The sequence below is a fragment of the Citrobacter portucalensis genome (assembly GCF_023374935.1).
GTDB classification, from domain to species: Bacteria; Pseudomonadota; Gammaproteobacteria; order Enterobacterales; family Enterobacteriaceae; genus Citrobacter; species Citrobacter portucalensis.
On record NZ_CP092466.1, the window covers coordinates 2,591,669 to 2,604,260 of the forward strand.

Genomic DNA, 12,592 nt, shown 5'->3' on the forward strand with positions numbered 1-12,592 from the left:
TCTCCCTGAAATGGAGAAGCATCATAACGTACAAAAAGCGGGATAGCGATGCAGGCCCGGTAAGCGCAAGCGCTACCGGGCATCAGAGTTCAATTATCGGCGGGAACGCACTATCTGATAGCGGCGAGTGAAGTACTCAAACGGCGCACTCCATACGTGGACCAGACGGGTGAACGGGAATAGCAGAAAGATAGTCATCCCCAGAACCAGGTGCACACGGAAAATCAACGCCACGCCATCCAGATGTGCAGATGCGCCGCCCTGGAAGGTCACCACTGACTGCGCCCAACCAACCAGTTTCAGCATTTCACTGCCGTCAGGATGCTGTGCGGAGAACGGGATGGTGGTTAAGCCGAGGATACACTGAATCAGCAGAACGCAAAGGATCAGAATATCAGCGGTGGAAGACGTTGCACGAATGCGCGGGTTGGTCAGACGCCGCACCAGCAAACCTGCGCCACCAACCAGCGTCAGTACGCCACAAAGCCCACCGGCAATCATCGCCATCTGTTGTTTCACCGCAATCGGCAGGAACCAGGCATACATCCAGTGCGGCGTTAGCATGCCGAACAGGTGACCGAAAAAGATCCCCAGAATGCCGATGTGGAACAGGTTTGACCACAGCACCATGCCGCGTTTGTCCAGCATCTGGCTGGAAGAGGCGCGCCAGGTGTATTGCCCGTAGTCATAGCGTAGCCAACTGCCGAGGATAAATACCGTACCGCACAGGTACGGGTAGATATCGTAAAAAAAGACGTTCAGGTACTGTATCATTTCGGGCCTCCCGCGCTGACGTCGACATACTGCGGCGCAACGTCCTGGCTAAAGCGTCGTTGATAGTTTTGTAACGGTGAACTGTCGCAGGCGGTGGCGTTATCCTCGATAAACTTCACCTGTTCCTCTTCCCACACCGCATCCAGCGCCTGACAAGTATCATCGCGGGTTTCAGCACCAACCTGCTTAGTGACACTGTCACTTGAAAGAGGGCTTCCGGCAAGCAGCAGCAGGGCGTCAAACAGTTGATACCACGGCGTATCGCGCTGTTTTAAGCGCCCGCCCAACAGAGCCAGAATCGGGGCAACGTTCTGCAGTCCTTCTTTGGCCTGGTCCTCCGGCAACACGCTCAAATACTCCAGATACAACGGCAGGTGATCCGGTAGTTCGCGGCAGTCGAGCTGTAGCCCGACCTTTTCATACTGCGCCAGCAGATCAACCATCGCCTGACCCCGGTCACGGGACTCGGCGTGCACGTGCTCAAACAGCAGCAGAGAGGTGGCCCGGCCCCGGTCAAAGATTTCGCACCATTCCGCTTGTTTATCCAGCAGTGGCGCATTGAGCAATCCCTGGCTAAATTCGGTAAGCATGGGGGCATCGCTGGCCACAAGCGCCAGCGCGTCGTCTTTACACTCCCACAGCAGCTCGTCGGGATATTCCATCAGCAGGCCGATAACCTTCAGGATTTGCATTATTCACCCTCCGCTTTATCGCGCACTTCGGTGATGTCGATGGCATCAATACGGCTACTGTTAAACAGGTTGAATTTGGTATCTGAGCCATGGCAGCCGTCACCGAAAGTAAATCCGCAGCCGTTTTTCTCCGGGAAGGCATCGCGCGCCATTTCACGGTGGCTGGTCGGGATCACAAAGCGGTCCTCATAGTTGGCGATGGCCAGATAGCGATACATCTCTTCAACCTGCTCAACGGTCAAACCTACTTCCTCTATCGCGCGGGTGTCCGTCACGCCTTCCACTGTTTGCGCACGCATATAGTGGCGCATGGCCATCATACGTTTCAGCGCGCGCAGCACCGGACCGGTATCACCCGCACTGAGCATGTTGGCGAGGTACTGAACCGGAATTCGCAGCGACTCAACCGCCGGCAAAATGTTGCCATTGTGCGGCAGTCCGCCCGCGTCGGCGACCGACTGAATCGGTGACAATGGCGGTACATACCAGACCATCGGCAGGGTGCGATATTCCGGGTGCAGCGGCAGCGCCAGCTTCCAGTCCATCGCCATTTTGTAGACTGGCGAACGTTGGGCCGCTTCGATGACGTTGTGCGGAATACCTTGTTTTAACGCCTCTTCAATAACCGCCGGATCGTGCGGATTGAGGAATACATCGCACTGACGCTCATAGAGATCGGTCTCATGCTCGGTGCTGGCCGCTTCTTCGATGCGGTCGGCGTCGTACAGCAATACGCCGAGATAACGGATACGTCCAACGCAGGTTTCCGAACATACCGTCGGCTGGCCGGACTCAATACGCGGGTAACAGAAAATGCACTTCTCTGACTTACCGCTCTTCCAGTTAAAATAGATTTTCTTGTACGGACAGCCGCTGATACACAAGCGCCAGCCGCGACATTTGTCCTGGTCGATCAGCACAATGCCGTCTTCTTCACGCTTATAGATGGCACCGCTCGGGCAGGTGGCGACACAGCTTGGGTTCAGACAGTGCTCGCACAGGCGCGGTAAATACATCATGAAGGTGTTTTCGAACTGGCCGTACATCTCCTTTTGCATCTTCTCGAAGTTACGATCGCGGGCACGCTTTGAAAATTCGCCGCCAAGCAACTCTTCCCAGTTTGGACCCCAGATAATCTTGTCCATCCGTTTACCATCGATCAGCGAACGCGGACGCGCGGTGGGCTGATTCTTGCTTTCCGGCGCGCTATGCAGATGCTGATAATCGTAGGTAAACGGTTCATAGTAATCATCGATTTGCGGGATCACCGGGTTGGCGAAAATTTTGGTGATCACGCCCATCTTACCGCCCAGACGCGGTCTTATTTTGCCGTTAACATCGCGAACCCAGCCGCCTTGCCATTCTTCCTGATCTTCCCAGTTCTTTGGATAGCCAATCCCCGGTTTAGTCTCGACGTTGTTAAACCACGCATATTCCATCCCTTCACGCCCGGTCCAGACGTTTTTACAGGTGACGGAGCAGGTGTGGCAGCCGATGCACTTATCCAGATTAAGAACCATGCCTACCTGTGAGCGTATTTTCATTTTTTCGCCTCCTGTACCTGATCGCGACCTTCATCATCCAGCCAGTTAATATTTTTCATTTTTCTAATCATGATGAACTCATCGCGGTTAGAGCCGACCGTACCGTAATAGTTGAAGCTGTATGCCAGCTGCGCATAGCCACCTATCATGTGCGTGGGTTTCGGGCAGACGCGGGTCACCGAGTTATGGATCCCGCCGCGCATCCCGGTCACTTCTGAGCCAGGGATATTCATGATTCGCTCCTGAGCGTGATACATCATGGTCATTCCCGGTGGCACGCGTTGACTCACCACTGCACGCGCGGTGAGCGCACCGTTGGCGTTGAAGGCTTCGATCCAGTCGTTATCCTCAATGCCCAGCTCTTTGGCATCGGTTTCACTGATCCAGACAATCGGTCCGCCGCGCGACAGCGTCAGCATCAACAGGTTTTCGCTATAGGTGGAATGGATCCCCCATTTCTGGTGCGGCGTCAGGAAGTTGAGCGCTTTTTCCGGGAAGCCGTTAGGCGGAACCTCGCGCATTTCACTGACGCTGCGGGTATCGATAGGTGGACGATACGCCACCAGACTTTCACCAAACGCTCGCATCCACGCATGATCCTGATACAGCTGCTGGCGACCGGACAGGGTACGCCATGGGATCAGCTCGTGGACGTTGGTATAGCCTGCGTTATAGGAAACATGTTCACTTTCCAACCCGGACCAGGTGGGGCTGGAGATGATTTTGCGCGGCTGCGCCTGGATATCGCGAAAACGGATCTTCTCGTCTTCTTTGTTCAACGCCAGATGCGTATGGTCGCGTCCGGTCATCGCCCCCAGCGCTTCCCAGGCTTTCACCGCCACCTGACCGTTTGTTTCCGGTGCCAGGGCGAGGATCACCTCAGAGGCATCCAGCGCGGTGTCAATCAGCGGTCGGCCTTTTGCCGGGCCTTCGCGCTTGGTGTAGTTCAGCTTGCCGAGGAAATCGACTTCCGCCTGGGTATTCCACGCAATGCCTTTCCCGCCGTTACCGAGTTTGTCCATGAGCGGGCCAAGTGAAGTAAAGCGTTCGTAGGTGGCGGGGTAGTCACGCTCCACAACGGCGATATTCGGTGCCGTTTTGCCCGGGAGGAGATCGCATTCGCCTTTGCGCCAGTCCTGAATGTCAAACGGCTGCGCCAGCTCTGCCGGAGAGTCGTGTTGCAGCGGTTGCAATACCACATCCGTTTCTTGTCCAAGGTGTCCGACGCAAACCTCAGAAAATACTTTGGCGATGCCTTTATAAATTTCCCAGTCGCTCTTCGATTCCCATGCCGGGTCAACCGCCGCAGACAACGGGTGAATAAACGGATGCATATCCGAGGTATTCATATCGTCTTTTTCATACCAGGTAGCGGTTGGCAGAACGATATCGGAGAACAAACAGGTACTGGACATACGGAAATCGAGCGTGACCAGCAGATCGAGCTTGCCCTCTATCGCCGCCGACTGCCATTCAACCTCTTCAGGTTTAATACCCTCGCTTGAACCGAGCGCTTCCCCCTGGATCCCGCTTTCGGTACCCAGCAAATATTTGAGCATGTATTCATGCCCTTTACCGGAGGAGCCGAGCAGGTTAGAGCGCCAGACGAAGAGGTTGCGCGGATGGTTTTTGCCGTTATCTGGCTGTTCGCAGGCAAAACGAATATCACCTGACTTCAGCGCCTGTGCGGTGTATTGCGCAGGAGATAGCCCTGCTTGTTCGGCTTTTGCTTTAACAGTCAAAGGGTTGAGGTTAAGCTGCGGCGCAGACGGCAGCCAGCCCATCCTTTCAGCCCGCACGTTAAAGTCAATCAAATGTCCGCTAAACTTCGACGCGTCGGCCAGCGGAGAGAGGAGTTCCTGCGCGGTGAGTTTTTCATAACGCCACTGGCTGGAGTGGTTATAGAAAAACGAAGTGCTGTTCATCTGACGCGGTGGTCGGTTCCAGTCCAGCGCAAAGGCCAGCGGCAACCAACCGGTTTGCGGTCGCAGTTTCTCCTGACCCACATAGTGCGCCCAGCCGCCGCCGCTTTGTCCCACGCAGCCACAGAACACCAGGATGTTAATCATGCCTCGGTAGTTCATATCCATGTGATACCAGTGGTTGACGCCAGCCCCGAGAATGATCATCGAACGGCCATGCGTTTTGTGCGCCGTATCAGCAAACTCACGGGCGATTTGTTCGATATGACGGCGTGGCACACCGGTAATTTGCTCGCCCCAGGCCGGGGTGTAGGCTTTCACTTCGCTGTAATCTTGCGCGCTATGAACGTCATCCAGACCACGGTCCAGGCCATAATTCGCCAGCACCAGATCATAGACGCTCACTACCGGGCAACGGCTACCGTCAGCGAGGGTAAGATGTTTTACCGGCAGTTGACGGATCAGCACTGGTTCTTGTTTTACACTGCGAAAATGTGGGTTTTCGTTGCCGCCAAAGTAGGGGAATGCTACCCCAGCCACTTCATCATGCTGACCCAGCAACGAGAGGGAAAGTTCTGTTTCTGCCCCAGCGGCCAACGACTCGAGGTTCCATTTGCCTGTTTCACCCCAGCGAAAGCCGATGGAGCCGTTCGGCACGACCAGCTCACCTTCACTGTTAAAGGCCACGGTTTTCCACTCTGGATTGTTGCTTTCGCCGAGACCATCGACAAGGTCTGAGGCGCGCATCATACGTCCAGGCACGTAGCTGCCATCTTCGCGGGCATCCAGTAAAACCAGCATCGGCATGTCGGTATAGCGGCGACAGTAATTGAGGAAATAATCGCTGGGATTGTCGAGGTGGAACTCTTTCAGAATGACGTGGCCCATCGCCATTGCCAGCGCGCTGTCGGTCCCTTGTTTAGGGGCCAGCCACTGATCGCACAGTTTGGCGACTTCCGAGTAATCCGGCGTAATGGCAATCGTCTTGGTGCCTTTGTAGCGTACTTCTGTGAAAAAGTGCGCATCCGGGGTACGGGTCTGCGGCACGTTAGAGCCCCAGGCGATGATATAGCTGGAGTTATACCAGTCGGCGGATTCAGGAACGTCGGTCTGCTCGCCCCAGGTCATCGGTGACGCGGGCGGTAAGTCGCAGTACCAGTCATAGAAACTCAGACAGGTTCCGCCGATTAGCGAAAGATAGCGTGTGCCGGCGGCATAGGAAACCATCGACATCGCAGGGATCGGGGAGAAACCGACCACGCGATCCGGGCCGTAGGTTTTCACCGTCCAGACGTTGGCGGCAGCAATCAGCTGATTAAGCTCTTTCCAGTTCGAACGGATAAATCCACCGCGCCCGCGTACCTGCTTGTAGCTCTGGCATTTTTGCGGGTCGTTCATAATGGATTCCCAGGCCAGCACCGGATCGGGCTGGCGGGAGAGGGCGTCGCGCCACAATTCGATTAAGCGTTTACGCACCAGCGGATATTTCAGGCGGTTAGCGCTATAGAGATACCACGAGTAACTGGCGCCGCGTGGGCAGCCACGGGGCTCATGATTTGGCAGGTCAGGACGGGTACGCGGGTAGTCGGTTTGCTGCGTTTCCCAGGTCACCAGCCCGTTTTTAACGTAGATCTTCCAGCTGCATGAGCCGGTACAGTTAACGCCGTGGGTAGAACGCACAATTTTGTCGAACTGCCAGCGCTGACGATAGCTGTCTTCCCAGTCCCGGTTGGTGTGCATCACTTGCCCATGCCCCTCGGCAAACGTATCGCCCTTTTGTTTAAAGTAGCGAAAGCGGTCTAACAGTTTACTCATGACATAACTCCTGCTTCGATAATATTGCCGACGGTGAATCGAACTCCAGGCCTGATCCGACCTACCTAAATGTCCGATCCTGCGGTATCCATTTTGTTATTTTTTTTGTGATTTACGGCCATAGACCAACCAGGTCACCAGCACGCAGACGATGTAAAACACGAGGAATATTTTCATGGCACCCACCGGCGAGCCGGTCAACGCCAGCGATGAGCCAAACGCTTTAGGAATGAAGAAGCCCCCCACTGCGCCAATAGCGGAAATAAATCCCAGGGCGGCTGCGGTATCGGTTACCGCTTCCCGCTGAGCCTGTTCTTCGGTACCACCATGCAGCTTCACCCGATAAATTGTGATTTTGCGAAAGATCACCGCAATCATCTGGAAGGTCGATCCGCTTCCCAGCCCCGCGGTCAGGAACAGCCCCATAAACACCAGATAGAAGGCGACAAAGTTTCCTTCACCTGAACCCGGCAGAGTAAGAAACAGCAGGGCGCTGAACAGTGCCATAAAGATGAAGTTAATTAAGGTGACACGCACACCACCAAACTTGTCAGAGATAACGCCGCCCGCCGATCGTGCAAGCGCGCCGATGAAGGGGCCGAAGAACGCCAGTTGCAGGATATTCACGTCGGGGAACTGGGTTTTCGCCAGCATGGCAAAGCCTGCCGAAAAACCGATAAATGAACCGAAGGTGGCGAGATAAAGCAGACTTAATAACCACAGGTGAAAACGTTTAAGTACTGGTAACTGGGAAGCAATTGAAGCCTTCGAGCTGGCAATGTCGTTCATTCCCATGCCTGCTGCCACGGTGGCTATCAGCAGTAACGGCACCCATATCCATGCTGCATTGGCCAGCGACAATAACGAGCCGTCAGCTTGCGGTACGCCCTGTACGCCCAAAAAGGTAAATATGGGCAGAAAGATCACCAGTGGCGCAATCAACTGCATCACGCTGACGCCGAGGTTGCCGAGACCACCGTTAACGCCTAACGCGCTGCCTTGCTTCGCTTTGGGGAAGAAAAAGCTGATATTGCCCATGCTGGAGGCAAAGTTAGCGCCTGCAAATCCGCACATCAGCGCAATGATTATAAATACTCCAAACGGAGTAGCGGTATTTTGCACGGCAAATCCGAGCCAGACGCAGGGAATAACCAGAATAATCGTGCTAAAAATGGTCCAGCGACGACCACCAAATATAGGTACCATAAAGGAGTAGGGTACGCGTAATATTGCACCAGAAAGAGATGGCAATGCCGTTAATAAAAACAGTTGGTCGGTGGTGAAATTAAAACCAATTTTATTCAGATTGACGGCTACGGCACTGAACAGCATCCAAACGCAAAACGCAAGAAGCAGGCAACTCACTGATATCCAGAGGTTTCTGCGCGCAATGTGCTTGCCTTTATTTTCCCAAAAGCCGGGGTTCTCTGGTTTCCAGTCAGTTAAAAGATAACGATTATTTTTCTCATTTGATGATGACATATTATTCTCCATGCACATGCCGTTCATGAAAAAGAAATAAACGCATGCAGCGCCGCGCGGCTTCTTTTTAGAAACTATTGAAAAGTTTTAGGAATATTGACTGAAAGAATAGATAAAAAAGCGCAATAACGCGGCGTGATGGGAGAATTACACGTTGCTTAAGTGTTACTAATTGTAAACATAAAAGATGTATTGTTAATCCATCTATTACATCAAATAAATAACTCCTGCGTTATCATACGATCAAGATGACGATCGAATGCAGGATCGGCCATTTCCTCAATACCTAATATGTACATACCATCCAGGCCGCAGACTAATGCGATTAAGCGCCATGCGACGTCGGCGGCATCAGGCGCGGATGAGAACTCACCGGCTTTCTGTCCTTGTGTAATGATGTTGGCGGTTTCTTCGTGCCACATTCGCATGGTCAACAGGTAGGCGCTTTTAATTTCCGGATCTTTACCCGCAACAACCTGTGCTTCACGCCATAGCTTAATATAGGGTTCCAGACCACCATCTTCACTGCCTAGCATCGCATGCAGTCGCTCACGGAAACTGGCGTCTTCGCTGACCAGTTCGGCATCAAGTAGAGTGCGGATAAGGCGCACAAATGCCTGGGATTTGAGTTCGCCGGCAGAGGCGAAATGGTGATGTAGCTGGCCCGTCGCGACGTGAGCTTCTGCAGCAATGCGTCGAACCGTCATGGCGGAAAATCCTTCTTCAAGTGCGACATGCATTGCTGCTTGCAGAATCACTTCCCGACGTTCATCCCGATTTAGATAGCTCATCATTCCTCCTGTACCCGTATAGATCGCAGTCTAACAAAAAGTTGGACATATGTTCAATTTTCCGTAGGATCGCTAAAGCTGGACATGTGTCCAGTTTTGGTTTCGTTAGGGAGTTTTATGTTTCGTCAGTGGTTAACGTTAGTCATTATTGTGCTGGTCTACATCCCTGTTGCGATTGATGCAACGGTGCTGCACGTTGCCGCGCCCACGCTGAGTATGACGCTGGGTGCCAGTGGTAACGAGCTGCTGTGGATCATTGATATTTATTCCCTGGTAATGGCCGGAATGGTATTGCCAATGGGTGCGCTGGGCGATCGCATCGGCTTTAAACGTCTGCTGCTGTTAGGCGGTGGATTATTTGGTCTCGCATCGCTGGCGGCCGCTTTTGCTCATAGCGCAAGCTGGCTGATTGCCACCCGGGCGGTATTGGCGATTGGCGCGGCGATGATTGTTCCGGCAACGCTGGCGGGTATTCGCGCCACGTTCTCTGAGCAACGGCATCGAAATATGGCGCTCGGCGTCTGGGCGGCGGTCGGTTCCGGCGGTGCGGCGTTTGGCCCACTGGTTGGCGGGATGCTGCTGGAGCACTTCTACTGGGGGTCCGTATTCTTAATTAATGTGCCGATTGTCCTGGTGGTAATGGCTTTAACCGCACGCTTAGTGCCGCGCCAGGCTGGACGTCGCGATCAATCGTTAAATTTTGGTCATGCGATAATGCTGATTGTTGCCATTCTGCTGTTGGTTTACAGCGCTAAAACCGCGCTGAAAGGGCATACGGCGACCGTTGCCATCGCCCTGACGCTGTTAACCGGCGCTTTACTGTTGTGGCAGTTTGTCCGTATCCAGCTTGCGGCAGCTCGCCCGATGATTGATATGCGTCTGTTCACGCATCGCATTATCTTGAGCGGTGTAGTGATGGCGATGACCGCGATGATTACGCTGGTGGGTTTTGAGTTGCTGATGGCTCAGGAACTACAGTTTGTTCACGGTTTAACACCGTATCAGGCTGGATTGTTCATGCTGCCGGTGATGCTGGCAAGTGGTTTCAGCGGACCTATTGCCGGTATGTTGGTTTCACGCCTTGGATTACGTTGTGTCGCAACAGCGGGCATGGCACTGAGCGCCGTAAGTTTTTACGGCCTGGCGATGACGGATTTCAGTAGCCAACAGGTACAAGCCTGGATGTTGATGGCTTTGCTTGGCTTCAGCGCCGCCAGTGCGCTCCTGGCTTCAACGGCGGCCATCATGGCAGCAGCGCCGGCGGAAAAAGCCGCGGCCGCTGGCGCCATCGAGACAATGGCTTATGAACTGGGGGCAGGACTTGGGATCGCTATCTTTGGCTTACTGCTGAGCCGCAGCTTTTCTGCATCGATTCTGCCGCCAGCCGGACTGAATCCGCAGGAAGTAGAACGTGCCTCATCGTCAATGGGGGAGGCGGTACAACTGGCGCACTCGCTCCCGTCGTCACTGAGTGAGGCATTGCTGACGGCTGCCAGAGAAGCGTTTACCTGGTCACATAGCGTGGCCTTAAGCAGCGCCGGCAGCATGCTTATCATATTAGCGATAGGAATGTGGTTCAGTCTGGCAAAGGTACAACGTTAATAACTAGTGAGCTAAATGACAGGGGTAATCCATCTCTTCGACTTCTTTCCCACTCAGTCGAGCGTATTGCCCCGTCAATCTCCAGAACGCAGGCTGTGTTTCCGTATAGATCTCTGCCGCTAATATCAGGCGGCGGCGATCTACCTCATTAAGTTCCAGAAGTGTCCACGGAATAAAGTAGCGATCGCTGTCCGTCAACGTAAACCACAGTGGGCATCCGCAGCCGGAACAGAAGAACCGTTCACCACGGTTTGAAGAAGGAAAGTGCGAAGGTTCTGCCGATTCTGGCGACATCAGCGGGTGAGCGCTGGCTTCCAGATACATGGCGATGCCGCCTGACCATTTCTGACACAGCGTACAGTGGCAGGCATAGACATCCAGCATTTCGACGTCAACGGTAAAATGACTCTGTCCGCAAAGACAACGACCAGTGAATGTCTGCACGGCATACTCCTTATGACCGAGTCTACATTAAGAGAAAAAGCCAGCCCTTGAAGGACTGGCTTTGTATTCAGACTACAACAAAATTAGAACTGGTAGTTCAGACCAACAGCCACGATGTTGTCAGTTGACACTTTCGCTGCATTGGTGAAGTTGTTGTCATCCAGCAGGTTGATTTTGTAATCAACGAAGGTGGACATATTTTTGTTGAAGTAGTAAGTAGCACCCAGGTCTACGTATTCAACCAGATCCTGGTCGCCGTAACCGTTGATGTCTTTACCTTTGGATTTCAGGTAAGCGATGGACGGACGCAGACCGAAGTCGAACTGGTACTGAGCAACAGCTTCAAAGTTCTGTGCTTTATCTGCAATACCAGTAACACCGGAGCCACCATAGGTGGTCATGTTGCGGGTTTCGGAGTAGGTGGTTGCCAGGTAGATGTTGTTCGCATCATATTTCAGACCAGCAGCCCATACTTCAGCGTTTTTACCGGAAGCCATGAAACCGCCGTTACCTACAGACTGTTTGTCGGTACGGTCAGATTTCGCATAGGTAGCACCTACGCCGAAGCCTTCGTACTCATAAGTAGTAGACAGACCGAAGCCGTCACCGTTAGCTTCTTTCAGGTTGTCACGGTCATTTTTGCCCTGGTACTGAGCAGCAAAGTTCAGACCTTCAACCAGACCGAAGAAGTCGGTGTTACGGTAGGTTGCAACGCCAGTAGTACGGCCAGTCATGAATACGTCAGTCTGGGTCCAGGTATCACCACCGAACTCAGGCAGGACGTCGGTCCATGCGCCGATGTCGTATGCTACGCCGTAGTTACGACCGTAGTCGAAAGAACCGTATTCAGCGAATTTCAGACCAGCGAATGCCAGACGAGTTTTGTCGCTGTTGGAACCACCGGTGGATTCAGTACGGTTACCTTTGAATTCATATTCCCACTGACCAAAACCAACCAGCTGGTCATTGATCTGAGTTTCGCCTTTGAAGCCCAGACGCGCGTAGGTTTTGTCGCCATCGCTGCCGTTGTCGTCAGAGAAGTAATGCTGAGCGTGAACTTTACCGTAGATATCCAGTTTGTTTGCGTCTTTGTTATATACCTCAGCTGCGTTTACCGCACCTGCCGCCAACAGGCTAGTCACTGCCACTGCAACTAATTTAAGTTTCATTCTAAATAATCCTTATAATTTTTTCTTGGTGTGTTTCCTAAACCATTGCTAAACGAAGGGGTTCGTCAATGGCAAACTATTTTTAAATGACGCAGTGGTATAAGTTCAATAATAAGTTTCATAATATTGCGAAATATTTGAAGTTGTGTGATCCAGATCTACATAATATAGCTGATTGTATTAATCTTTATATGTGACAAATCTGAATGGGTATATTTACGCAGGGGACTATTATGGCAACTATGGTTTAAATGGCGTTAGTCACGCATGTGTAATATATGCATGCTGAGGATTATAGGTAAATATGAAATATTTTCGGGAGTTAATCAATTACCAATTATTTAACATTTAATTAAA

Annotated in this window: 9 protein-coding genes; 1 reads left to right on the top strand and 8 read right to left on the bottom strand. The window is 52.7% G+C overall.

Going from position 1 to position 12,592, the window contains the following annotated elements:
• Positions 1–93 precede the first annotated feature (93 nt).
• From narI to LY264_RS12650, 6 genes are all read right to left on the bottom strand, one after another.
• Positions 94–774: a respiratory nitrate reductase subunit gamma gene (gene narI, locus LY264_RS12625; RefSeq protein WP_003833047.1), complete on the bottom strand. Its 681-nt coding sequence runs from the start codon at positions 772–774 to the stop codon at positions 94–96.
• Positions 771–1,466: a nitrate reductase molybdenum cofactor assembly chaperone gene (gene narW / locus LY264_RS12630; protein WP_048227609.1), complete on the bottom strand. Its 696-nt coding sequence runs from the start codon at positions 1,464–1,466 to the stop codon at positions 771–773. Before narW ends, narI begins: the two co-directional genes overlap by 4 nt.
• Positions 1,466–3,010, bottom strand: a complete 1,545-nt coding sequence (gene narH / locus LY264_RS12635) for a nitrate reductase subunit beta (RefSeq protein WP_008784807.1) — start codon at positions 3,008–3,010, stop codon at positions 1,466–1,468. Before narH ends, narW begins: the two co-directional genes overlap by 1 nt.
• Entirely contained in the window at positions 3,007–6,747 is a 3,741-nt protein-coding gene (locus LY264_RS12640; protein WP_048227610.1) for a nitrate reductase subunit alpha, read from the bottom strand. Before LY264_RS12640 ends, narH begins: the two co-directional genes overlap by 4 nt.
• 96 nt (positions 6,748–6,843) lie before the next feature.
• Positions 6,844–8,229: a NarK family nitrate/nitrite MFS transporter gene (locus LY264_RS12645; protein WP_048227611.1), complete on the bottom strand. Its 1,386-nt coding sequence runs from the start codon at positions 8,227–8,229 to the stop codon at positions 6,844–6,846.
• Positions 8,230–8,441: 212 nt separating this feature from the next.
• Positions 8,442–9,020: a TetR family transcriptional regulator gene (locus tag LY264_RS12650; protein WP_048227612.1), complete on the bottom strand. Its 579-nt coding sequence runs from the start codon at positions 9,018–9,020 to the stop codon at positions 8,442–8,444.
• Between the two features lie 117 nt (positions 9,021–9,137).
• Between LY264_RS12650 and LY264_RS12655 the strand changes: the two genes are divergently transcribed.
• Positions 9,138–10,622 (top strand): MFS transporter, encoded by a 1,485-nt coding sequence (locus LY264_RS12655; RefSeq protein ID WP_048227613.1) that lies wholly within the window; start codon positions 9,138–9,140, stop codon positions 10,620–10,622.
• A 3-nt stretch (positions 10,623–10,625) separates the two neighbouring features.
• Here LY264_RS12655 and LY264_RS12660 read toward each other — a convergent pair whose 3' ends face one another.
• A complete protein-coding gene (locus LY264_RS12660) occupies positions 10,626–11,006 on the bottom strand; it encodes a GFA family protein (protein ID WP_088732456.1) in 381 nt (126 codons plus the stop codon).
• Between the two features lie 143 nt (positions 11,007–11,149).
• Positions 11,150–12,235: a porin OmpD gene (ompD, locus tag LY264_RS12665; protein WP_048214180.1), complete on the bottom strand. Its 1,086-nt coding sequence runs from the start codon at positions 12,233–12,235 to the stop codon at positions 11,150–11,152.
• Positions 12,236–12,592 lie beyond the last annotated feature (357 nt).

Bases quoted from the DNA above. Each gene is read 5' to 3' on its own strand.
- narW (WP_048227609.1), bottom strand. From the start codon at position 1,466: ATGCAAATCCTGAAGGTTATCGGCCTGCTGATGGAATATCCCGACGAG.
- narH (WP_008784807.1), bottom strand. From the start codon at position 3,010: ATGAAAATACGCTCACAGGTAGGCATGGTTCTTAATCTGGATAAGTGC.
- LY264_RS12660 (WP_088732456.1), bottom strand. From the start codon at position 11,006: ATGCTGGATGTCTATGCCTGCCACTGTACGCTGTGTCAGAAATGGTCA.
- narI (WP_003833047.1), bottom strand. From the start codon at position 774: ATGATACAGTACCTGAACGTCTTTTTTTACGATATCTACCCGTACCTG.
- ompD (WP_048214180.1), bottom strand. From the start codon at position 12,235: ATGAAACTTAAATTAGTTGCAGTGGCAGTGACTAGCCTGTTGGCGGCA.
- LY264_RS12655 (WP_048227613.1), top strand. From the start codon at position 9,138: ATGTTTCGTCAGTGGTTAACGTTAGTCATTATTGTGCTGGTCTACATC.
- LY264_RS12650 (WP_048227612.1), bottom strand. From the start codon at position 9,020: ATGAGCTATCTAAATCGGGATGAACGTCGGGAAGTGATTCTGCAAGCA.
- LY264_RS12640 (WP_048227610.1), bottom strand. From the start codon at position 6,747: ATGAGTAAACTGTTAGACCGCTTTCGCTACTTTAAACAAAAGGGCGAT.
- LY264_RS12645 (WP_048227611.1), bottom strand. From the start codon at position 8,229: ATGTCATCATCAAATGAGAAAAATAATCGTTATCTTTTAACTGACTGG.